Annotated in this window: 9 protein-coding genes; 6 read left to right on the top strand and 3 right to left on the bottom strand. The window is 43.5% G+C overall.

Annotated features, from left to right (window positions below):
• The first annotated feature begins 201 nt into the window (after nucleotides 1–201).
• Nucleotides 202–2,247, top strand: coding sequence for a hybrid sensor histidine kinase/response regulator (locus KJB05_RS24120; RefSeq protein ID WP_032801937.1), 2,046 nt, complete (start codon nucleotides 202–204; stop codon nucleotides 2,245–2,247).
• A 156-nt stretch (nucleotides 2,248–2,403) separates the two neighbouring features.
• Here the strand turns inward: KJB05_RS24120 and cqsA are convergent, their stop codons facing one another.
• The 3 genes from cqsA to KJB05_RS24105 all read right to left on the bottom strand — a co-directional run bounded on the left by cqsA (nucleotide 2,404) and on the right by KJB05_RS24105 (nucleotide 6,249).
• A complete protein-coding gene (gene cqsA, locus KJB05_RS24115; protein WP_078609696.1) occupies nucleotides 2,404–3,705 on the bottom strand; it encodes an alpha-hydroxyketone-type quorum-sensing autoinducer synthase in 1,302 nt (433 codons plus the stop codon).
• 291 nt (nucleotides 3,706–3,996) lie between these two features.
• A complete protein-coding gene (ylqF, locus tag KJB05_RS24110) occupies nucleotides 3,997–4,941 on the bottom strand; it encodes a ribosome biogenesis GTPase YlqF (protein WP_009704187.1) in 945 nt (314 codons plus the stop codon).
• Nucleotides 4,942–5,262: 321 nt separating this feature from the next.
• Nucleotides 5,263–6,249, bottom strand: coding sequence for a peptidoglycan DD-metalloendopeptidase family protein (locus KJB05_RS24105; protein ID WP_208446295.1), 987 nt, complete (start codon nucleotides 6,247–6,249; stop codon nucleotides 5,263–5,265).
• A gap of 291 nt (nucleotides 6,250–6,540) precedes the next feature.
• On the opposite strand from KJB05_RS24105, the gene KJB05_RS24100 reads away from it, so the two are divergent.
• From KJB05_RS24100 to KJB05_RS28830, 5 genes are all read left to right on the top strand, one after another.
• Nucleotides 6,541–16,407, top strand: coding sequence for a tandem large repeat (locus KJB05_RS24100; protein ID WP_213053115.1), 9,867 nt, complete (start codon nucleotides 6,541–6,543; stop codon nucleotides 16,405–16,407).
• A 761-nt stretch (nucleotides 16,408–17,168) separates the two neighbouring features.
• A complete protein-coding gene (locus tag KJB05_RS24095) occupies nucleotides 17,169–18,824 on the top strand; it encodes a hypothetical protein (protein ID WP_208445203.1) in 1,656 nt (551 codons plus the stop codon).
• A gap of 23 nt (nucleotides 18,825–18,847) precedes the next feature.
• Nucleotides 18,848–20,089, top strand: coding sequence for a hypothetical protein (locus tag KJB05_RS24090; RefSeq protein ID WP_208445202.1), 1,242 nt, complete (start codon nucleotides 18,848–18,850; stop codon nucleotides 20,087–20,089).
• A complete protein-coding gene (locus tag KJB05_RS28835; protein ID WP_244142928.1) occupies nucleotides 20,082–21,971 on the top strand; it encodes a hypothetical protein in 1,890 nt (629 codons plus the stop codon). The genes KJB05_RS24090 and KJB05_RS28835 overlap by 8 nt, the downstream gene beginning before the upstream one ends.
• A 107-nt stretch (nucleotides 21,972–22,078) precedes the next feature.
• Nucleotides 22,079–24,808 (top strand): hypothetical protein, encoded by a 2,730-nt coding sequence (locus KJB05_RS28830; RefSeq protein ID WP_244142927.1) that lies wholly within the window; start codon nucleotides 22,079–22,081, stop codon nucleotides 24,806–24,808.
• The last annotated feature ends 102 nt before the right edge of the window (nucleotides 24,809–24,910 follow it).

Here is a 24,910-nt window from a genome sequence, read left to right as displayed (position 1 = left end):
CTGTTGAATTAACAATCAAATTTGCCTAACTATTAGTTTTGTGAATATAACGTGCTGAATTTAAAGTAGAGCGTCGCGAAATATTTGATTAATGTCTCACTGCTTATGTGCGTTAACTAATATATAATTGGAAAGCAAATATAAACAAAACAATGCAAAACACAAAATCAGTAAACGCTAGGCTCAGTAGATAAAGTAAATATGGACGCGATTCGCAAAGTATATCAGTACGCAGAACCCAATCTTACCCTTGTAGGATGGATGGGTTTTGTCGGCTTTCCAATTTACTACGTGGTCTGGGCATTTATGTTCCCACAACCATACGAAAACCTGCCACTTCGTGTCCTTTGCTCAATTTTATTCTTCGGTATCATTTATCGTAACCGTGTGCCATTTGAATGGCGTCGGTTTTTACCCGCTTATTATCAGGTCGCCATAACGCTCTGCTTACCTTGTTTCTTCTTTTACATGTTGCTGATGAACAACTGGTCGAATGTATGGGTGATGTCGTTTATGTCGGCGATATTTCTTCATATTCTGCTCGTCCATATCACTTGGGTCATGTTTGCTCAGACCTTTGCCGGTATTGGGCTTGCGACATTCTTCGCTTGGATAGCGCAAGGGTTCCACCTCGAACTCACAATGGATTGGACGCATGTGCCAATCTTCTTGTTTATCTATCTGTTCGGTAACTTGTTCTACTTTAGAAATCAGGTTGAGCACGAAGCAAAAGTATCATTGGCGAAATCTTTTGGTGCCGGCATTGCACATGAGATGCGAAACCCACTGAGCGGTTTGCTGACTTCTATTGATGTTATTCAATCGGTTCTGCCAAATCCAAAAGAGGGCAAGAAGGCGCAATACACATTAAGCGATGAAGACGTGACACTGTTACGAGAAGTTAGCAGTGACGCGATGAAGATCATCCACTCAGGGAATGAAACCATTGATTTGCTGCTTACTTCAATTGATGAGAACCGTGTATCTCGCTCAACATTCAAAAAGCATTCAGCACAAACCGTTGTCGAGAGTGCGATCGAAAGTTTCAGTTACAAACGTTCCACCGACCGTTTTGCGATCTCTTTAGACGTAAGAAGCGAGTTCGATTTCTTGGGCAGCGATACGTTGCTTAAGTATGTTATGTACAACCTATTCAAGAATGCGTTCCATCATCGTAGTTCCGAAGATTTCCATATTCACGTCACCATGTATAGCGATGAGTTCACTAACCAAATCGTGGTGACAGATAATGGTTCAGGCATTTCTCCGGATGTACTTCAGAGTATTTTCCAAGACTTTTATACCACGGGTAAATCCGGAAACTACGGCCTTGGTTTGCCTTTCTGTAAGAAAGTGATGCGCTCGTTTGGTGGCGATATCCGTTGTCAATCGGAAGTCGGCGAGTGGTCACAATTTACCATGACGTTCCCAACCATTGGCTCAAACGCAGTCAAAGAGATTAAGAGTGAATTAACGAAGCTAAAAACGATTTTGTTTGTGAGTGAGCAAAACATTTTAGTATCTAAAGTAACTGATATTGCGCGCTTTATGGGATTCGAACTCACGGTACTTGATGTGCCGGCGATGATGAAGAAGAAAGAGTATGAATTCGAGTTTGATTTAATACTGATCGACATGGAAAGCTTAGACGTGCGAGGGAGTCACCTTGATAAAGTTGAATCTTTGCTCTCTTTTACTGAAGCACGAATCGTGTATCTCTTTGAGCACCATCCAATTCAACGCGCAAGAAACGTGTCTTTCGAACCGATTTGGGTAGAAACTCAAGCATGGCTGCTGAATACCAGAGCAACCATCGACCGTCTTCTCTATGATGCAAACTACGTAGTGCCAGTGATGCCGGTGAAACCTCTGGATTCGACAAACAAGCGCACCATTATGGTGGTGGACGACAACGAGTCTTTACGCAAGTTTACGGCTATGTTGCTTGAGAAGCAGGGCTTTGACGTGATTCAGAAAGAAGATGGTCAGCAAGCAATCAATGCGTTAGATGCGAACGATGTCGATTTGATTTTAATGGACATTGAAATGCCAGTGATGGATGGTGTGGAGGCGTCTCGTCGAATTCGAGGTTCAAATAAGGCGTATTCAACGGTGCCTATCATTGCGCATACTGGCGACAGTTCACCGATTACACTAGATAAGATTGGCTCATCGGGGATGTCGGATTTCATCGTGAAACCAGCCGATAAGAACAGGCTGTTCGACAAAATTGCTAATTGGATATAACCCAGCGTTCTTAACCTAGTCGTCTTAACTCCTCGTGTTGTTAGCCCAGTATCACCACGAGGGAACAAAAAAAGTCATAATAGAGCTCAGCATAACGCTGAGCTCTTTGTTTTCGGCAGTCACAAGCTTCCATTCAAACGTGCCGTTTATGATCTGTTAAACAAACTCTAGTTCTGGATGGTTATATGCTTCCTGACATGCTGTCAGCACATGGTCAATGTCACGAGACGTCATGTCGGCGTTGATTGAGAATCGAATAATGTTTTTATTCTTTCCCGTTGCCGGGCGACAAAATACAGCGCCAAAGACATTACGTTCTTCCAAGAAGTCACGTACACGCTCGGTATTACGCTCGCTACCGCACTCTAACGCGATAATCTGTGATTCGCTGCGGATATTGAAACCAATTTGCTTAAGGCCCGTTCTGAGCTCTTTAGCGCGATTGAACAACATAGTTCGTTTATCATCGGCGTCTTTAATCACTTCGAGCGTTTTTTCTAGTCGAATTACTTCTTGTGGCAGAACCGTTGAACTAAAAATGGCCGGGAACGCAACGAATGGCAACGTTCGTGCCAGTTTTTCTGGGCCGAGAATCGCTCCTGCTCGATAAGCAAAGGTTTTTGCCAGACTGACAGTAATGAAATCTACTTGATCAGTGAGTTCCAGCGCTTTTACCAAGCCAGAGCCGTTAGGCCCGTGTGTTCCTAACGAGTGGGATTCATCCACCACTAAAGCACAATCAAACTCACGCGCCATTTCGTAGATGTCGTGGAGTGGGGCGATCGTGCCTATCGTGCTATAGACCGAATCTACCACGATAACACCTGAGCCATGACGCTGGATCTGCTTGCGCAAGTGGCTCATGTTGTTGTGCATGAACGGATGCGCTTGTGCTCCTGCGGCCCTAATACCTTCCCACAATGACATATGCGCAAAGAAGTCGATATAGACCGGCGTTTCAGGTGGACAAATGGTCTGCAACAATCCTATATTCGCCGCCCATCCCGATTGGGAAAGCAAGCAACTCCCCATGCCGACGTAATCCGCAAGCTGCGTTTCAAATGCAGGCTTCGAATCATCATCTTGCAAGAAAATCGCAGACATAACGACGTTATCATCATGCTCAGATATCGCATCTCGGTGAGCTTTTTGAATCTGTTGGTTATGAGATAGCGATAAGTAATCGTTACTCTGCATGACCACAGCTTCGGGTTGCGGTCGTTTCCCTAATACCAAGTGCTTTTGGTTCTCGTTCTGTTCAATCAGATCTTGAATATAAAAGTCCAGGCGTTCCTCAACAAAAGAAGGAAGTCGTTTCGTTTTCAGTTTATCACTCATAATAAGTTCTCTTCGTAATACAGAAAAACGCCAGCGCTGACAGTTATATAGTTTGACTAATATGAGTGAGGTGTCATTAGCCAAGTTGCATAAGTTTGCGTGCGCCTGCAAACTCGGCATTTAAGGATTGGGTGAGCTTTGTAACTCCTTACCATTCGGGGGTCTAACTAAGATCGCGCTTAAAAAATAACCGTTAAAACACATAATTAATATTTATGATTTTGTTCGACTTTTCCTACAAAATTTAACTGGAGGGCAAATTGTTAGGGGATGAGGGTAGCGCTACGTTTAGTGGTTTTCATTCCATAAATAATGAGAAAAGCGTCGCTCTTTTGCACTGCAATGAAAAAAATTTAAGCATAAAAAAAGGCACGTGTATCACGTGCCTTAGGAAGGAAGTTAAGAGGGGGATTATCGCTTATTACGAAGGTAACGCTTACGACGTTCTTCTTTGCGTTTTGCTTTTTCTTCTTCTTTACGAGCGGTTTCAATCTCTACTTCAATCAATTCTTGAGTGATCATCTCAGGCAGTTCAAGAGTGATTTGTCCCAATGTGCCCTGACGAAGTTCATGAAGAAGGATCTCGGATACTTTGTGAAGGTCTACTCGTCCGCCAGCACGTAATGCACCGCGGCGACGACCGATCTCTTCCATCATCTCGATATCCGATTGTGGCAGTTCGTCGATTTGGTAACGCTCTTTTAGCTTTTCAGGGTAGTGAGCCGCTAGGTATTCCACCGTGTAGAACGCGACTTCATCGTATTCCATTGCAGTGTCCTTTACCGCGCCGGTTGCAGCAAGACGGAAGCCACTGTGTGGGTTTTCTACTTTTGGCCACAGGATCCCCGGAGTGTCAGAAAGAACGATACCATTTTGAAGGTTAATGCGTTGCTGACGACGTGTAACCGCTGGTTGGTTGCCTGTCACTGCGATAGTTCGACCCGCCAACGCATTGATAATGGTGGATTTACCAACGTTTGGAATACCCATGATCATGGTACGAATGTTCTTGCCAATTTCTTCACGATGCGGGGCAAGTTTACGTACCAACTCCATAATTTTTAGGACTTCAGCCTGTTGAGAGGTGGTAATAGCAATCGCTTTTACGTTGTGCTCTTTCTCGAAGTGGTCAATCCAAACTTGAGTTAACTCCGGGTCCGCAAGATCACGTTTGTTAAGCACTTTTACTACTGGCTTATCGCCCTTGAGCTCCGCGATCATAGGGTTTTCACTACTAAAAGGGATACGAGCATCAAGCACTTCAATAATGACATCTATTTGAGGGATCGCTTCTGCAATCTCTTTTTGTGCTTTATGCATGTGGCCCGGGAACCACTGGATAGAGTTGTTAACCATTTGAAAAATCGCCTTATTGTTTCATGGTTATGCTGGTGGGTTACTTAGCTTAGTTACATCATTTATGGGGATGTTTAGGGAGTGGGATAATCATCACCACTCGTTACCACTACAGCGAGTCATGTGAGGATCTTAACACTTTATTGAGAGAGCGGAAATGTTAGAGCAGACTGACAGACAGATATTTAGGGGCTTAAGTCCTGTTTTTGCGGCAATTCGATTACTTTCAAGTCGAAGGGTGTTTTCTTTCAAGCGTAACCAGCTCATTGTGACGTAGAAAACTATGCCGCAATGAGCTGAATTAGAAGAGACAAGAGGGCGTTAAGAGGCGGAGTCGAGTAGTTCGTTGATCAGTTCTGCGCGCTCAGTTCTTGCAGCTAAGATCATTTGCATGTTCACCGGTGGAGCAGGGTTAGTGCGGATGTAACGAGCGTAATCAACAGGCACACCATCCACAATTAATTCTAAGTGCAGGTGAGGGCCTGTTGTTCTTCCCGTATTACCAGTTCGGCCAATGGTTTGTCCTTTCGTTACGTGGTCACCCACACGAACATCGCTACGAGACAGGTGTAAGTAACGAGACATGGAACCGTTGGTGTGGCGGATATTAATGTAATTACCGGCAAAACGATTGTAGCGTGACTTTACGACGACACCATCTGCAATGCTCTGTATTGGTGTTCCAATTGGGACGGCGTAATCAGTACCTAAGTGTGGTGCAATTAAACCTGTTACTGGATGTTTTCGCTTCAAATTAAAACCAGAGCTAACTTTGTACTTTTTCGCTAGTGGAAATGAATAATATGGCTTTCGAATTAACTTATTGCCATATTCATCGTAAGCGTTGTTGTCGCCATCGTTAATAACAAAGAAGTCTCTTTTACTACCGGAATAGTAAAAAGAACTGATGTATTTTTCATTATAACTATTGGTTCGGGTTTTTATTGAGAACTTGTCCCCTTTTCTTACCGAACCAATAATGTCGAATTCATTTTCGATTAATTTTATCAAAGATTTTATCTCTCGCTGAGATAATCCTGCATTAATCAAAGAAGTCACGAAAGAGTAATCGATCACGCCTGTGGTGATCTTGGTTCGCTGAAAGTACGTCTCGTAGATGTGTTCGATGTTACTGTGGATTACTTTATTAGAAACAATAGCTTGAGTTTTTTTTGGGGCTGCGCTTGGTTGCTCTTCAGGAGTAAGTAGGTGATGAGTAAAAGATACGCCGGCAATGATGACGAATGCAATGAGCACAAGGGGTAGAGCAATGTTTTGTGTATGTTGTCTTAATATTAAACTTGTCATTAAATCGAAATTATGCTTAAAGGCGAAAAATTGAGGGGAGTATAATATTTAAAATAAAATCTTACACGCCGTTATAGCCAATTCCTGTGTTTTTACTAACTAAATAACGATAGATGTGAAGTAGCGCTGCTAAAGAGGTTTAAAACTACCTATTTTCTTAGCGTTTATGTTTGATTTTATGGTTATTTTGTCACGTTGAGAAAATCCTAGACAATAATATAATCGCGGCAAAATATACTCTGCCAAATTACTATGTTCACTAAAAATACGCTAAAACCAACGTTAGGTCTCATGGCTGCTTCACTTTTATTGAGTGCATGTGGCGGTGGGGATGGTGGTGACAATACACCGCCAGCTAGGAATACAGGAAGCATCTCAGGTAACGTTTTTGACGCTCCGGTCAATGGCGCCAAGATCGAGGTGTTTGAATACAAGGATGGAAAAGTCGGCAGATTGCTTGCAAGCACGACTTCTGATGCCTTTGGTGATTACAAGCTTGAATTCGAATCCTCTTCGATGCCTTTGTATGTCGTCGCGCAGCAAGGTAGCTACACCGATCCTCTCACAAAAGAAATTGTGTCATCGAGTGCGGGCAAGACTTTGCGCCTAGAAGGGGTAGTGAATTTTAGTGAAGGTAGTGATCAGAAATTAATGCTCACACCACTGACTAATATCGTTTCTGGTTTAGCTAAGTATAAGATTTCTGGTGGGGAATCTGGCTCAGATGCGGTCTCTGAAGCCTTAGATAGTATCAATGGCATGTACGGGTTCAATGTCAATGAAACCACTCCGATTGACATAACGAAAGGTGGTCAAAGTAGCTTTGCCACTCCTGGTCACCAATACGGGGCTTTGTTAACAGCATACTCTTCATTTTCTTATGACCTTATTAAAAAATACGGTCAGTCAGAAGATAACGTCTATACCTCAATGCATTTTGCTGACATTCAATTTCGTGATGTCATCGCTGATGGTCTTCTAGACGGCTTAGAAATCAGTGACTCGACAGGTGCAGTGACGCCGCTTACGTTTGGTCAGCAGAGAATTACCAGCGACATATACACTCAAGATCTTTCTCAACACGTTTTGATTGTAGTGAACGACCCAGAGCTTAATATCTCAGGTACGGATGCTGATGATTACGTTGCTTTTAGTCAAAAAATTAATGACTTGGGAAGCCATGGTACGACCGATGGTGTTATTCCACCACGCGATGAAACCGAAATCGATACAACACCACCAACCGTAACGCGCACCGATAGTGATGTATTAGCAAGAACAGATAGCGTAGATATCAGACTTAATGACGAAATCGGTGTTCAATCTGTTTCTGCTTATGTGCAATATCAATTACATGGTGCTTGGTCGGGTGAATTCAAATGTAACGACCAACAGACTTCTGGCAGTGAGTTTTGTTCGGTAGACGCAAGCGGATTTGAAGTTGGTGTTCGTGAAACAAACATCAAAGTAAGTGTCGATACAAAAGCTATTGATGCCGTTGAGGTTGACTCAGACACTGGCCTTTCTAATGTGACTGCTGCTCGTTTGGTGTTTTACACGGCAGACGTTTTAGGCAATGAACTTGTTCCTGGTAGCAATTCTGGCCATTACGTAAATTTCGAGTGGGATAATGATGCACCGGTCATCTCTGTTACTTCTGCAAGCGCTATCAACAACGAACTTCAAGAGTACGTATTAAAAGGCATAGTAAAAGAAGCGTCTCAAGACATTAAGTCTGTCAGCGTTTCATTTAAAAGCGGCCTCCCAGAAGATGTGGCTTGTACTCCTGTAACGGCAGAGTCGGGCAGTGCTTGTGAATTTAGTAAAGCCTATTCGACGGACGAATTCTTATCTACGACTACGTTCGATGTTAAGGCTACTGATACCAAAGACAACGTCGGTGAATACCAGCATGCAGTAAGCCGTGACGATCAAGCGCCTGCTCAGATCATTACGTACCCAGAAGGGACATCGATGAACTATGTCAATGTAACCGTCGATGGAGAAAGGTCTACGTACGAAGGGGTTTACACGCAAGATACTTATACATCAGACAATGTTCAGTCGAGTAGGGACTACTTGAAGATCGATTATGTCTATGCTGCTTCTGGCTTGAAATCAATTGATGGCGTTGATTTCGCGAACTTTAACGTTAACCTGTTAAAACAGAATAAGATCCCTTACGTACGAGTTCGAGTTTCCGATGTGAACTCTGATACTGTTTTAGGCTCAAGTGCCGACAAGCTTAAACTAGTCGTGAAGTACTACGTAAGCCAAAACAATGACAACAACTACGCATTTCAAAACACAACACAAACCTTGGCCTCGACGGACACTATCACCGCGAGTATCCCTCACGAGACTATTTTGGATAGCGAAGGCAGAGTCGATGAGGTTATTTACTACGTTCCTTTCGTAAAAGAGGTGCTTGGTGATGGTTTTAAAAACGTTTCAGAAAACGCCAGCCAGAAACTGGTGATTCAAACCATCGACGAATCCGACAACGAAAGTGCGACTCAAGAAGTTTATTTCCGAAGCAGTTTTGACCTACCTACGATGACGGTTGTGACTCCTTTCATTGGGGCGCGTGTGCAATTAGAAGGTTTGAACCCAAATGGTGAATTCACCTCTCTAGCAAGTTGTACCACTATTCAGCAGCCAGAAAGTGATCAAACTAGCGCGCTTGATGTTGCTTCGTGTGAGACCACGACTGACGTTGTCAATTATGAATTCATGCGAGTACGTTTAATTGGTGTAGAAGGGACAGACCCTCACTACTATCAATGGAAGGACGATGCAGGCGCAAAAGCGAGCGTTAATCTAAACAATGCCAATATCGGCGCATATTTTGAACTTGACGGTTCGAATACGTATTACGTGACCGAGCTTGCCACTTACCAGACAGGTTTGTTTGATTATCGTTGGAATCAAGTAGAAGCTGGTGACAAAACGTCAGAACGCGCCTCGCAAATTCTTACGGATGTGAAATACGCGCTAGCTGGCGGTAATGACTCATTCTTCGGATTCGATCCAACCGTAACGGCTTACGCTACAAACGAGATGCTTAAGGAGCCAATTCCTAGCGATCTCTCTAACGACTACCTGCATCGTTTTCTTGTTGAAGCCATTGACGACTTAGCTCAGGACACACCTCGTAATAACTCTTCTGATTTCGCCTCCGCTATTTATGACGATCTTAGCTACGATGGTAAAGCAAACGGAATTGGCGCTGGTGGGAATCAAATCAAATTGGATGATTACGAGTTCGACTCTGATACCTACCGCAAAGACCTTGCTCAGTCTTACTACGATATCATGACTGAAAAATACGGCATCCCAGATAATATTGCTCAGCTTTATGCCGATGATATTTCTACGGCTAATCCTAAACTTGGCGAAGACAATATCTTTGATAGTGGTGGCGGTAGTATTGATATTTATCCTCCGAAACAAACACTAACAATAGAGACTGGCCGTGAAACAATGGTTGGCAACAAGCGCTATATTGCGGGTGAAGTGGTATCTAGAGTAGTGTTAGAAGATCCATCTGGGGTTGTAGAGGAAGGTGACCAAGCCCCGAAATTCCAAAGTATGTGGTATGCAATGGGAGACCCTAATACTGAAATTCCATTGGAACTTAAACCACAAGAATCTGGCGATAGTAATAAATTTAGAAAAGAGTACTTCTTTACCCTGAATACAGAATCAACAGATCTCACCGATATCATCGAGTTTGCGCTAGAGACAGCGGCATTCGATACCAAAGGCAATGGATATACTGAGGCCGAGCCTCTTGTTGAACGCTTGTTCGTCGATAACGACTATCCGAAAGCGAGTTACATTCCTCCTATAGGTCCAGATAAAAACCCTATCGGGGAAGATGTTTACTTGAACGCGAATTCTGTGCATGAATTAACCTTCAAAGTCGAAGATGTAGTTGGTGACCAATTAGACAAAAGAAGCTTGTCATTTGTGAACTATTCGAACAACGCGACCGTTGAATATTCGAGCGAGCAATTCGCTAGCAATCAACAAGATGCATTTGTTGTAAAACTTTGTACAGGAGTACTTTGTGAGAGCCAAGGCAAAGTTATCTATCCTGGCGATGGTAACTGGAAAGTCAATGTTAATGCTGAAGATAACCTAGGAAACCTAGTTAACCAGCAAACTGTGAATGTGCCTAAATTCGACATACTAATTGACTCGGAAGCACCTGCAGTAAACGGTGGGGTAATTGACCAACGGTTGGGAGGGAACTCAGCGTGGGTTCCTGATATTGACGCCGGTGACTTAAGTCCACTGAGTGAAGTACAAGTGGATATGAAAACTCAGTTTGGTAAGCGTTTTACGTTGCAGCATTATGAAACTGAACCAGTTGAGAGTGAAGAGCCCTATCTATTTGGTACCCAACCTAATGTAGAGGTACGTCTAGTCGCCGACGCATTTAGATATGAAGATACAAATACGTTCTATGTCAAGGCGATTGACAGCGCGTATCCTAAAGCTGAAGCAACTGGTGAGTTCATTTTTCAAGTAGATAATAAAGGCCCTGAGATTGAGCTTGCTACTCCTTGGGTGGTTGACAGCAACTCTGGCAAGAGTGGAGTGTTAGGTCCGAACTTTAAAGTTAGCTTAACTTCTGTGAAAGATGATTCAAAAGTGAGCAAAGTAGAAGTTTGGCAGGTTGGAAGCAGTGAAGCGATACGCTCAATTGAACCTAAAGACCCTTCTCAGCCTTTCGATATTGAGATCAATAGTACTCAAAGTGGCAATATTACGATCGATGAGAACAATAGAGCTGATCTATTTGTTAAAGCGATAGATGAATATGGCTTTTATTCCGATACAGAGGCAAGAAGCATAATCTTGGATCGGGAAGGACCTGACTTACAACTGAATGGGTTTAAGCCTGAAAGTTACTATCGTGGTGATTATGTCTTTACTCTTTATGCTCAAGACTTGAATGAAACAGGTGCGCCATCTACTGAAGGGGTAAACAAAGATACCCTGAAATTCAATAGTTTTATCGACACACCTTCTAATCCCGATACTCAAGTCGAAGAGGATATGAAGGTCAACTTAGGCGGACAAAATGACGGTGATAGCTCCACTAGAATTATAAGACTGAAGGGTGCTGATGTTCGTGGAAATACCACGGAAATAGACTATGAAATTAGGGTTCAAAATAAGCTGCCTACCATAAAGAGTGTGTCGTTTTCTTATGAAGATGGGACAGAGATTACAAATGGATTAATTACACGTAATGATTCGGTGATCATTACCATCGATGCTGAGGACGCAAGTGGCATTCCTCAAGTAGAAGCTACTTATAAATACGGTGATACAACAAACAGTATACAATTCAGCGAAGAGGAGTCTGGAAAATGGAAAGGCAGGCTAACTTCTGCCGAGCTTTCTAATGACGGTAGCTACGAGTTGAAATTTAAAGTATACAACAATGTTTTATACAACACCGGAGATCGCCCTGTAACTGAAAGATCCGAAACCATAAACGTTCAACGTGAAGGTGTGGTGCTATCAGTTGCTCAACCTGAGAACTTCCAAGCTCATATTTCTGGCAAGACTCTGAGTGTAGTCTTTAATCCAGTTGGTGACGTTAAGGCGAAAACTCTTGAATGCTGGGTCAGAGAAAACTATACGTCGACGGAAGTCCCTGATGATGGCTCAAGTAATGCGTATTCTGGTGTGATCAGCAATCCGCAAGAAAGCTACAAGTGCGATGTAACGACAGATGTGAATATGTCCGTAAACCCTGTTGTTCTAATCACCAGAACTGTTGGTCAGAATGATACAGAGACCGTCAGTAAATTCAGCTTCAGCATGATGGATATTGAGGCGCCAACCGCTCAGGAAGATACCTACCAGCTTGATAGCAACAACGTTGGTTTCGATGCTGATGGAAACAAAATCTTAAGTATCACTATGAACTTTAAAGATAATTTATCCGGAGTGAACACTGAGCTAACTAAGCGTCCTGTACTGGTAAGAAGCAAGTTCAACCTAATGTTTGAGCCGAAAAGTTGTAGTACTAGTGCAGATCTCACTACGTGCACTTATACTGAGCTTTATTCAGACATTATCGCTTCAGGGGTATCAAAGCATCTTTATACTATCAAGAACCTTTCCGATAGAGCAGGTAATGCAGCTCCTGATCATGCGTTAGAGTTGTTGTTGCCGCCACCTGGTTCAGTTCAGATCGAAATAACGAACCCTGAGAACGATAGTATTATCCGAGGTTCAGAACTTTCAATGGACTTCAAAGTGAAGGTTGGGAATAACTCAATCCTAGAAAATCTCATTGCCACAGTGGATGGTCAGTCATATAGCTTAAAAGATAACCCTAATAATTTCTCACGATTTAATGACTGCGGAGATGATTACTCGTGCTCTACGTTTAAAGCGCCTCTTAGTGACACTTTAGATGGTCAGGTGATCAGTCCGTCCATTCAAGCGCTTGATGTATGGGAGGATTCAAGTTCAGCCAAAGTTGACGTGATGGTTGATAACAGCAAACCAATAATTGATAGCGATGTTACTGTCAGTGAATCACCTACAGACCCTAGTTTGGTTAGATTTCTGTTTTCTATCAGAGATGAAGGCAGCGGTATCGCTACTGTCAAATATACAACAACGAACCCGAGTCATGTTTTCAACAAAGACGCAGGTGTGGATAACTCGCATCTCTATTTTGAACTTCCGAAAACTGAATTAGAAGGGTTAAGTCAGCTTCGAGTTAGCATTCAAGCTACGGATAAAGTGGGTTGGAGTGAAAACCAGACACTCGATATTGATCTGACAGTGCCGACTATTACCCTCTCATTTAATGACATGACTAGCTTGCTGGGAGGCAAGCTAGCATTCACTAAAGAAAGTCAATCGTTCACGATTACGTCTACAGAGGGGGAGCATGTCAAGGCAACTCATTATTCCATTGATATGGTTCCAACATCCGGAGATAAGCTTAATTTTGAGGGAAGAGTCGCGTCGTCAAGCGCGACTGGTACCATGGATTTTGCAATTGATGACCAAGCTGAATACATATACAAAGTGACAGTCACTGACTCAATGGGACGTGCTGTTACAGACTTTAAGCTTTTTAATAAGACTTATGATGCCAAAGGTATCGAATCTGTTGTTGATCATGAGTTACCGGTTATCACTGGTATCACTGCGGATCAAGTTTCTATGACGCCGACGGATGATAAATATAAGTTGGATGTAACTGCTGATGTGACTGATAAAAACTTAAGTTCGGTAACATCAACGGCTGATAATGGTTCGGGTCTACCAGTAGGGCCACAGTCAATCACTGAACCTACTAACGATGGCGACCCTTATGTGTTCCACTACTTATTATCGCCAGGAGATTACACGATAAAAGTAATCGCGTCTGATGCAGTCAGCAATCAAACGGAAAAAACGACAACATACAAAGTAGAAGCAGCAACAGTCCCTGAGCTAACAATATCGACTACAGCAAGCACACCTTTGGCTGGTGGCGTCGAAGTCCCACTTACGTTTACGTTTACTGAAGAAGTCACAGAATTTGATATTTCAGACGTAAAGTTAGATGAGAATAATGGCGGTGAGTTAAAACCTTTATCTTGGAGTACCACCGACAACATAACTTGGACAGTCAAATACATAACACCAGAAAGAGAAAATAAAGACATAACCATTCGGGTCGATGATGAGAGCTATAAGAGCATCAACACTATCCCCGGAAAAGGGGATAGTTTGGTTCTGGGGGTCGAAGGTGTGTTACCTACGCTTACTAAAGTAACGTTTGATCCTCTGCATCAAGAAATCGGAAAGGCAGTAGACATTAAGCTTGAGTTTGACAAAGAGTTACAAGAAGCAACGGCAACATTAGGAGCGAACAATGTTACTTCGCTAACGGCTGATCCTGCTGATAAGAAAGTTTGGACCGGAACCGTTAATGTCCCAGACGTACCAGAACTCGGTGTTGGCCTAGTGGTGAGTCAATATAAAGACCTAGTAGGTAATGTGGGTGAGGACAATACATCGTATGAATTGCCAATTACCCCAACCTTGGTGATCACGCCAGTAGGCAATGTGGATGGCACTAATGCGGCCTCATTGCAGATTGCGGGGACGTCAACACGTTTTGATGGCCAAACGGTGAGCGTAGAAATCAAAGCGCAAGGCAGTGAAACGGCTATCGTGAGCAGCAATGCCACGGTGCAAAGCGGCGGGGCTTGGACGAGCAACGCGATGGACATCAGTGGAGAGCCAAATGGCACCTACAACGTGGTGGTGACGGGGACCAACGCATCTAACGTCGAGGTGACAGAAACGAGCACCTTAACGCTATCGCAGGCATTGCCAACCTTGACCAGTGCGACCTTCAATCCAACGCACCAGTTGGAAGGGCAAAATGTCACGGTCACACTGGAGTTCGATAAAGCGCTGCAAGCAGCGAGTGCAGAGCTGGGTGGTTCCGCCATCACACTGACTAAGACAGCGGATGCGAAAGTCTGGACTGGTGACGTTGTCGTGCCCGTCACGTCAGAGCTGACCGTAGGCTTGGTGGTGAAAGACTACCAAGATTTGTCTGGTAACACAGGCGCAGATGACAGCAGCCACTCAATGCCAATTACCCCAACCTTGGCGATCACGCCAGTAGGCAATGTGGATGGAACTAATGCGGCCTCATTGCAGATTGCGGGGACGTCAACACGCTTTGAAGGCCAAACGGTGAGCGTAGAAATCAAAGCGCAAGGCAGTGAAACGGCTATCGTGAGCAGCAATGCCACGGTGCAAAGCGGCGGGGCTTGGACGAGCAACGCGATGGACATCAGTGGAGAGCCAAATGGCACCTACAACGTGGTGGTGACGGGGACCAACGCATCTAACGTCGAGGTGACAGAAACGAGCACCTTAACGCTATCGCAGGCATTGCCAACCTTGACCAGTGCGACCTTCAATCCAACGCACCAGTTGGAAGGGCAAAATGTCACGGTCACACTGGAGTTCGATAAAGCGCTGCAAGCAGCGAGTGCAGAGCTGGGTGGTTCCGCCATCACACTGACTAAGACAGCGGATGCGAAAGTCTGGACTGGTGACGTTGTCGTGCCCGTCACGTCAGAGCTGACCGTAGGCTTGGTGGTGAAAGACTACCAAGATTTGTCTGGTAACACAGGCGCAGATGACAGCAGCCACTCAATGCCAATTACCCCAACCTTGGCGATCACGCCAGTAGGCAATGTGGATGGAACTAATGCGGCCTCATTGCAGATTGCGGGGACGTCAACACGCTTTGAAGGCCAAACGGTGAGCGTAGAAATCAAAGCGCAAGGCAGTGAAACGGCTATCGTGAGCAGCAATGCCACGGTGCAAAGCGGCGGGGCTTGGACGAGCAACGCGATGGACATCAGTGGAGAGCCAAATGGCACCTACAACGTGGTGGTGACGGGGACCAACGCATCTAACGTCGAGGTGACAGAAACGAGCACCTTAACGCTATCGCAGGCATTGCCAACCTTGACCAGTGCGACCTTCAATCCAACGCACCAGTTGGAAGGGCAAAATGTCACGGTCACACTGGAGTTCGATAAAGCGCTGCAAGCAGCGAGTGCAGAGCTGGGTGGTTCCGCCATCACACTGACTAAGACAGCGGATGCGAAAGTCTGGACTGGTGACGTTGTCGTGCCCGTCACGTCAGAGCTGACCGTAGGCTTGGTGGTGAAAGACTACCAAGATTTGTCTGGTAACACAGGCGCAGATGACAGCAGCCACTCAATGCCAATTACACCAACGATCACTATGGTAACCATCAGTGATGTGTCTGGTAATACAACAGTAACTGTTAATGGAACAAGTACTCGCTTCAGAGAGGGTGAAATAATAGAAATCAGAGCTGTTGACGCTGATGATAAACCAACTACTGGTAATGTATCTGTGCTCAGTGATGGAACATGGACCGTTGATCTAGATTTGTCTTCTTTGAAAGAGGGCACTATTACTGTCTATTCAAATGGCACCAATTCGCTATCTGCAAGTGCTACCGAGGTCAACACGACTTTTAATTATTCGAGCACTATCGTTAAAGTGCTTTCCGTCTCTGATTATCTGTATAGAGATAAGGAAGATATAGCCTTGAAAAAGGTTGCGTAATACAAAGCGAGCATTTAGCTCGCTTTCTTTTTACTTGGTGTTAAGTGATCTAAGTCAAATGATTAGCTTTTTCTAATAATTGCGACAGATGATTTGATGGTCTTTATACAAGGTCAAATATCTAGAATGACTATATCTATTTTGTTTTTAGATGGTATTGGTGTGATTGTGGTGGTTAATTCCAGAATGTGGTGGTGAATATGCCACGTTGAGAATATGTCGCAATATTATATAGTTACATCCATCGCTATACCCCAAGTATAGAGTTCTGCATAAGGTAGGGTACTACCTGACAGTTGTGTAATCGTAATGAAGTGACACCAGCCTAGCATCACTTCAAAGCGGTTACGCGTTTTTGTGGGTGTGACACGCACTCACCTTTTTTATTCATACTTCCTCAGTAGCAATTCTATTATTTATTGTTACTGAGGAAGGTCATTGCTTTAGAGCCTTTCTTCGCTCCCTTATTGTCTGTATCGAAACTGTTAACTTCTGCCCAAAAAAATAAAAAAATCCCTTTTATTTTAATCCTTCTTTTTGATTTCAATGTCTAGTTATTTTGTCTTGTTCTGTAGTTAAAATGACTTATTTGCTAGCGAATGTGTCTTTTGGGTGGCTTTTAGCTTATTTGTTGATTTTTCTATGTGATTGAATGTTATAAATTAAATTAGTAGCATTAGCGCACCAAATCGTACTTGTAAGCCTTATCAGCTTAAATGTCACCGCAACCATATATACGATGTTGGTTGTGGAGAATTCAAATGCATTTAGTTTGCAAATTTATACCTAGCTCGAAGCTATCCTCCAGTGAGCTATCTTATGTTCTTACACCAGACGAGTGTATAGGGCAGCTTTCGCGTTTGCGAAATTCAGATGACATCCTTAGAAACCTCCCTAAAGAGTTTGCGCAAAAGATTTCTCTTTCTTCTAAAAAAACGACCAGCGGTTTGCTAGCAGCGATCAGAGCCGAACTTGGGAAAGGTAGTTGGGTCTCCTTATCTTCCTTTGCTCGTAGGTCGCCATTAACGGACTCTCAGTTACAAAGCTTCCCTAGACTTAAAACACTCGTTGACTCTGTATCAGCTTCGAATGAAAGCAAAGTTTTTAAAGCGGGTTACAAGCAGGTTACTGACGATGTTGCTCTAGTTCGCAGTTACACGCATGTACCTTCTGAGCCAAGCCCAGACCAAAAAATTGTTGTCGAGTTTGCGGGGCAGTGGTCTAGCAATGCAGCATGTTTGATGTTGGGAAAAACCGACGCTCAAAAAGAAAAAGTTACTGTAGGCAAGGCCGATACAGAAAACAAACACCGCAGCCTAGCGACATTTAAAGATCTCGAAGCTGAGGGCAAAACGCTCTATATCAAAATCCCTTGTTCCGACCAGCCTCAGCCGATCTTGCTTAAACTCGCAGAGAACCTGCAACCCGTTGATAAAGAAACTCAGATGGATGAGTGGGATAACGTGTTGGTGCCGGTGAGACCATTGGCTTACTTAGATGGTAGCAACGACAAAGCAAAAGCTTCTGATTTGCGTGGTGGTTTCCTTTATGTGTTCTGGAAAGGGAAGCTTTGGCGTGAGATGGTCATAAACGAGAAAGGTTACTACCAAGATGTTGACGTCGAGTATTACCGTACCCTAGAGCAAGAAGAAAAGAAAAAAGACACACCTCAGGTAATACAAAGAAGCGCAAGCGGTTTTGCCATGGCGCATTTCTGGGCACCTTACAAAATATCGGGTGAAGTCCAACAGGGAGAAAATGGACTCAAGATCATTTTCTCACCAAAGCAAAAGCGCTTTGCTCAAATTGAAGCATTAGAATCGGATGCTGCTTTGCTAGATAAATCCAGCACGCCATTAGATGAATTAAGCAGTTACAGTGACGCACAGTCATTCAGTGCAAAAGAATATACTTCCGATATAGACAGCGCAACCATCCACAAAGTTACCGAAGACGACATGCCATGGCTGAGTGATCAACAGGCCATCGTTCGCAGCTATGACCAGAGCAACACCGTGATTGCTTATGTCGATGGAAAAAACAGTGGCCTATTATTCCGGGTGGATGTTGGTACATCTGGCATCACCGCTTTGAATTCACTCTATGTGATCGATCACAATAGCGATTATAAAGACGTCTTTGATTTAGAGTTTTATGAAGGGGAAGACCACGATTGGCAGCAAGCTTTATTAAGCGGGCTGCCATTGGACGGGGTCTTTACTATGTCCCTGGTACATGACCAAGACTCAGACAGTCGTCACATACTTTTTGATCGGGTTGCTTACAACGATTTATTTGTTGAACCTGAGAGCGCTACTGAACCCCCGCCAAAGGCTCAGTTAAACGATAAGCCTAAAGGTATGACAACAGAAGAAAAACAACGTTTTGAGTCATTAGTGCTGGATTGGTCTTTATAACCCAACTAGAAAATGGATTAAGAATGAAAAAGAAAATATTACTCGGCTTGGGTTTGACGACTATTGTCGCCGCAGGTGTTGGTTACATTGCCACTAAACCTTACTTTGATGAGAAAGCTCGAATCGAGCTGTTAGCCGATTGGTTGGATACAAATCGAGGAGACACTAAGAGTTGGCTTCATGATTATGAATTTAAACTCCCAATAAATCCGAAAGTTGCTGATTGGAATACTGAGAATGTGAAACTCCCTCAGGTGCTGTTTACAGTCGAAAACCGAGAAGACAAGTCAAAGGTCAGTTACTGGGCATTAAACATTGATGGTACTAACCCTCAGTTGCTGATCCCTGAAGGGATATTACCGCCCGCGCCAAATACTGGGATTGATTATGCTAAATATATGTCACGGTCGCCTAACGGCCGCTATCTTGTTGTCCCTCAGAAAAGTAGCACTGTGTTGTACGATCTAGATAACGGAGAAGTAACAAACATTAGTGAGGTGTCTGGTGTAACTCGCCACGACATTATGTGGGATACGGACAGCACACAAGTTGTTGTGAAAAAAAGCGATGAACTTCTGCGGGTTAAGCTAGACACCAAAGAGGTAGTAAAATTTACCGATGTGAATGGTTCATGGGCAGAGTACTTGACCTCTTTTGCTCAGCCTTACATGAGCCAATCAGAGCAAGCCATCTATTTGAGTTTTAATCCGAGTTTAGCGGGATTTGGCTGTAAAGGCAGGAAAGAAGAGTATCTCGAAACGTTTGGGGAGAGTGATGTTCCAAAGTGCGGTAACACATTTGTGTTCGATGCCAAAACCTTAAAACTGATCGATCGCGGTGATTTTACTCCGGATAGTTACGATTGTAATGTTTGGGGCGGAAAGTATGGAGATGGCTTTTATTGCCTCGGTGGTGAGGGTGGAGGGAAGGTGTACAGCTCGGGAAGACCATCTAAAAAAATGGGTAACTTCCGAGCTACAGTGGATTTGTTGGCTTTCAACGGCGGTGATATGTGGTTCATCCCCGCTCATGGTCGAAATATTACCCGCGTATTACACCAACCCACTGAGAATAGCCCTACTACAGAAATGATATATACATATGGTGTGAATGGAGAAAGACTATCTGCGTTTGGTTTAGGCTTTAGCCGTTATGTAATTGAGCATAAAGAAGCGGATAATTGGAGTGAGTCACTCTATCCGCTACCAAGTTATGCTGACATCAAAAAAGCAAGAACCGTTCTAGAGGAGCGTAATCATGGCTAGGGCTAAGATTGAACAGCACTCTCTCTATTTGATGGGGCAGTTGGTCGGACCAAATGGAAAGGCCATTACTGGCAATGGGCTCTATCCATTACCCGGTTTTACGCTGGCCCTTCCAGAGTTAACAGTTGGTCAAACTGCGGATGGTAGCAATAGTAAGAATGAGTCACCATTATACTTCAGTGATTCGTCAGGCCGGCTACAAGGTTGGAATACCAAGGTTCAATCGGTTGAAGATCTTGCTGGGAACAAGCCTTCTTCGCCACTATTGATTTCTAGTACGACTGATAAGCTAAAACCCGTCTATATCCCACCTTACTTAATTCCCGCTGCGGTTATGTCTGAAGATACAGCTTGGACTGAGCGATTAGCTAAATTAGCTAAAGAAGTGGTCAGCTCGCAAGGAAAAGCGATACGTTTATCCTCTGTAGAAGACTGGCAAATCGAAGAGGATTTGAGCAAGGATTCAGCCGAAAGAACATTTTTAGCGCCCGAATTAGCCGAGTTTTTTATCCATAAAGCTGAAGCGGCAGAAGCGCAGTTTGGGCAAAATAAAGGCGCGTATAAACGCCTGTATGAAAAAATTTATAGCAAAAACTATAATCATAATTTTTATTATCTACGCATTCCTCAAGTTTGGACTATCAATCTTTTCTTCTCTGCCGACTATTTTGAGGGCGCGGAAGTTACTTTGTCCGGACAGCCAGAAAACTTAATCATCAAAGGAGATACTGAGGATTTTGGCAATAAAATCATTAGCCGAGTAAGGCCGGTAACATACTATGATATTGCCAACCAAGCGAGTGACGCCCAAGATGCAGAAGAGGTGACTCAATATGTCGCCACATTTTGGATCACGGGCGGTCACCTAGATGAGGATGACCAAATTAAGCAATTAGTTCGCTTTGATATAGATTTAGAAGGAATTAAGCGATATTGGAGCGCAAAGCGTGAATCGTCGGACAGCCAAATGGCTCAGGTTGCCAAGTTAAATATCCCAAACAATTGTTACTCATTATCTGAGCAAGTCTTACACTTGCCTATTTATTCAATAGCAGGGCGCAGCATCATTTTGTCTGGTGATCCTATTTCTGTTGAAGAGTCACTGTTTCAACATGCGCCAGACACGTTTAAAGGCTGGCTCGATTGGAGTAAAAATCTACCTTACACTAGCGAAAACAAACCTGCCAATGGTGTGCAACCGTCGATTAATATTCTCAATTCAATTGGTAAATATAAAGAGGTGATAGCCGCGTCAGCTTCTGGTGTGATGGACCCATTCAGTATGACGACGGTCCATAAAGCGTTTAGCGCTGGTTTGAATCGAGTACAAGCTGGAGATCCGCTCTTAAATGCTTTAAAACTCGCGGTCGGTATTGATGCTAAAGCGAAGGCGTTGTTAGATTTTGCGCAAAACCTCAAGCCACCTGCACAAGGTACACTTACGCCTATTTCTGACTTAGCAAGCGCTCTTAACTGGTCAAACCATCTTGGGAGCCCAATACCTAGCATTTATACGATTCCACCGGCGTTACAGCATTTCTGGCATAAGGTTGACGATAAGATTTTAACCCCTTTAAAGCCAGCCGCTCGAGCTATTGAATATGTACTTGATAAGCCTTTTGGCTTTGCAGAGCTTGTTTCTAGTGGCCTTGAAATTCCGAAAGGTATTGAGAATTCCGAGTCGGCGTTTAACGCCTATATTGATAAATCAAAGGAATATGGTCAGAAAACACAATCGGTAATATCAACACTTTTATTGAGTGATGAAAAAGATCGTCAGGCACTGCTTGAGTCTGAAGCGGAGCATAAAAAAGCGCTCCTTGAAGCATTCTCTGATAAAAGTGTAAGTCATAAAGTACTGTTAATGGTAGTCCGCTATTAGAAAAAAAACAGGCAAAAGAGGGTGAGGCAAGCTATCTCACACTGTTTTTTGAATTTGATAGTGCAAATGATGAACTAACCAATTCCGATAAGAAGCTCGTTTCTAAAGTGGCTGAATATCTGCGTAATACAGAATCAGAAATGTTGCTGAACATTGAAGGATATACGTGTGATATTGGCTCGATGGAATACAACACTAAACTCTCAAAAAAACGTGCTGCGGCGCTTAAATCTTCTATTTTAGAAGATCTTGGCGCTGATGCTATTAAGTGGGAGCATCGAATATCTGCCCTAGGTAAAGGCGTTTATGCCGATAATGATACGAGCAATAGACGCTTAAGTCGTCGAGCGGAGATGAAGTTCTACCTCAACTCTGCTTTTGAATATCCTGCTTGTAGAAGTTGGCTGCTAGCTCTGGAGAAAAATCGACAGAAAGCGGTTTTAGCAGAGATGAAAGTCCATGAGGAAATTTGGAAATTTTCCGGCCAAGCCTTTGATATTGCATTAGGCTTTGCTGCGCCAATGCTTGGTCCAGGAGCTGCGTTAGCATATGGGTTGTATTGGTCAGGCGAAACCTTGGTTTCTACTTTGGATGGTGCAGCCAAAATTCTTAATAAAGAAGTAGAAGAATACAAAGAGAAGCAGAAACGTTTTTCTGAATTTGATGTGGTAGGACAGGCGTTACTGTATCGCGGTTTACCTGCGTTCGATGAACTGAGTGTTGTTGGCAAGGCATATATAAAACGCGCTATAGCGCTCAATGGGCTGCTGCGATTGCTTCTACTTGAATCTCAAATAAAAGAAGAGAACAAAACAACGAATTACATTTCGGAATATTACGCGGTTAATCACTTGACGTCAGGGCAAAGAGATCTTGATATTGAAGGCTATATAAAGACCTATCTTTTAAGTGATGATTGGGATTTGGGGGGGACTTGGCTTCCTTCTTTCCACCTTGATGAAGCTTGGCTAGAAACAAAGAATATTTACCGTAGTGCTTCGGAAAGTGTGCTGAGTTTTGCTGCAATGACGAGTTACGTAACATACCGAGCGAAGCAATCTCAGGTTGGGGTAAAAGCGCTTGAACAATCGCAGGTATATCAAAAATTCTGTCCTATACATACTGTTGCGGACCCTAGTTTAACTAAGCTTAGATCTCTGTTAAAAGCGCCCGATTTATCTAAGCTCGATGACTCTATGTTTGCTGGGCATATGGTTTCCGTAAAAGTCAATGATGAATGGCTCCCACTCGAAGACAGGGTTAATAGCGGTGAAGCCATTACGCCGACTATGCCAATTAGAGTACTTATTATTCTTGATATGAAGGATGAAACGCTGACCAAGTTCAAAGAAGAAGGTTTGCTTACTCTTGTGCCTGTGGGTGTTAGACCTGTGCGGCAAAATAGGTTCTTTGACGATTTTGGGTCTTACACTACTGAATATGTTCGTGAAATTGCACCGGAATCACTAGTTGAAACTGAGAGGGCGTATTTAACAGAGAAACAAATGTTAGAGACAGATACGACACTATACGGTGTTGTTGTAAGTCCTACTTATTACTTTGGATGCAACATCATGAGTGGCATCAAACCTATTGCTGATGACTACGGTAGCAAAGAATGGAAGTCGGTGTTTGGTCAGGTAGATGAACAGCACTCAGCGGCTTATGTGATGCGTTACCTTCTAGAAGTCGGTGTACCAAATGTCAGTAAAACAGAATCAAAGTTAACGTATAAGAGAGAGCTCGTACTTAAAACTCAAGACGGTAAGGAGATTACCTCTAGTACGGATAAGGCATCCATCTTTAATTTAACTATGTCAAAAGAGCATGAATTCTTATATGAGAAAACTTTCTTAGCAAGAGCGGGCAAAAAAGCGGTCGAATATCCGGAGCTATTCTCAGATGCTAAGGCAAATTTGTACATTTATGACGCTAGCGTGAAGAGCCTCATTCCCGGAAGTAAGCACGACGATATAATGGAGGCGATCGGCTGGACGAAGAAGCAGCCATCCTATGGTACTTCTGAAAAAGCAACGAAGTTGTTGCTCATCGTCAGTACAAAATCTGTTGAAAATGTAGAACAAATACTTGAGCGAGGAGGGTTTGACCGTCACCGCTTACCCGTGGACATTCGTTTGAAAGCAAACGATGCAAGAGGTCTCTATAATTTTGAACATCAAGATGTAGATTTGTATCCATTAGGAAAGGTAGAAGTGAACCTCGAGAAGAAAGAGGTGTCATTCAAACCTAAATCAATACCGCAAAGCCTGAGTGAGGTATCGGATCATCTTTCTAGCAACCTAAGTAAGCTTGTAAACGACTTGGTGGTTAAGGAAGGTGTTTTATCACCAGACTTTGTCGACACTGATCTATACGCAGTCGAGATATCATTAAAATACATTAATGCAACCGGGAAAGAGATGACTGGCTTACGCCCGTTTATTACTAGAGGAAACGATGCCCCATACATCATGCTCGATATTGATGGGAAAGCTGGACTATCTTTAAACGCTTCATCACAAAGGCTCCCTGTTCGAGCTATAGATTCAACGGCGCCAACTTTGTTCAACTCGCGAGAAATCCATTACAACCAGAGTTGGTATGAGATGAGTGAGAAGGAGTTTAAAGCTATTTCTGAATATACTGCAGGAACGACTGACGATGCTGATTCCAACTTAGCAAGTTTAAACCGTAGTAAGATGTCCCATAAGGCTACCCCTTTGAGTGTTTGGATGAATGCGGAACCAATCATGAAAGATTACTCAGTAGCGAAGGAGCTTCCACTATCTGCACAACGAGAGCAAATACTCAAAAAGTGGTTGTTTGATGGAAAATAAAAAAAACCGCCTTCGGGCGGTTTTTCTTTTCTTATCAATGGAAACTGAAGTAAGATTTTCTCGCTTCTCGCTTCTCGCTTCTCGCTTCTCGCTTCTCGCTTC

The sequence above is a fragment of the Vibrio sp. B1ASS3 genome, assembly GCF_905175355.1.
In the GTDB taxonomy this organism is placed as follows: domain Bacteria; phylum Pseudomonadota; class Gammaproteobacteria; order Enterobacterales; family Vibrionaceae; genus Vibrio; species Vibrio owensii.
The sequence above is the reverse complement of the archived record's forward strand: the minus strand, read 5'-3'. Positions and strand labels throughout refer to the sequence as shown.

Bases quoted from the DNA above. Each gene is read 5' to 3' on its own strand.
- KJB05_RS24120 (WP_032801937.1), top strand. From the start codon at position 202: ATGGACGCGATTCGCAAAGTATATCAGTACGCAGAACCCAATCTTACC.
- cqsA (WP_078609696.1), bottom strand. From the start codon at position 3,705: ATGCCGAGTTTGCAGGCGCACGCAAACTTATGCAACTTGGCTAATGAC.
- ylqF (WP_009704187.1), bottom strand. From the start codon at position 4,941: ATGGTTAACAACTCTATCCAGTGGTTCCCGGGCCACATGCATAAAGCA.
- KJB05_RS24105 (WP_208446295.1), bottom strand. From the start codon at position 6,249: ATGACAAGTTTAATATTAAGACAACATACACAAAACATTGCTCTACCC.
- KJB05_RS24100 (WP_213053115.1), top strand. From the start codon at position 6,541: ATGGCTGCTTCACTTTTATTGAGTGCATGTGGCGGTGGGGATGGTGGT.
- KJB05_RS24095 (WP_208445203.1), top strand. From the start codon at position 17,169: ATGCATTTAGTTTGCAAATTTATACCTAGCTCGAAGCTATCCTCCAGT.
- KJB05_RS24090 (WP_208445202.1), top strand. From the start codon at position 18,848: ATGAAAAAGAAAATATTACTCGGCTTGGGTTTGACGACTATTGTCGCC.
- KJB05_RS28835 (WP_244142928.1), top strand. From the start codon at position 20,082: ATGGCTAGGGCTAAGATTGAACAGCACTCTCTCTATTTGATGGGGCAG.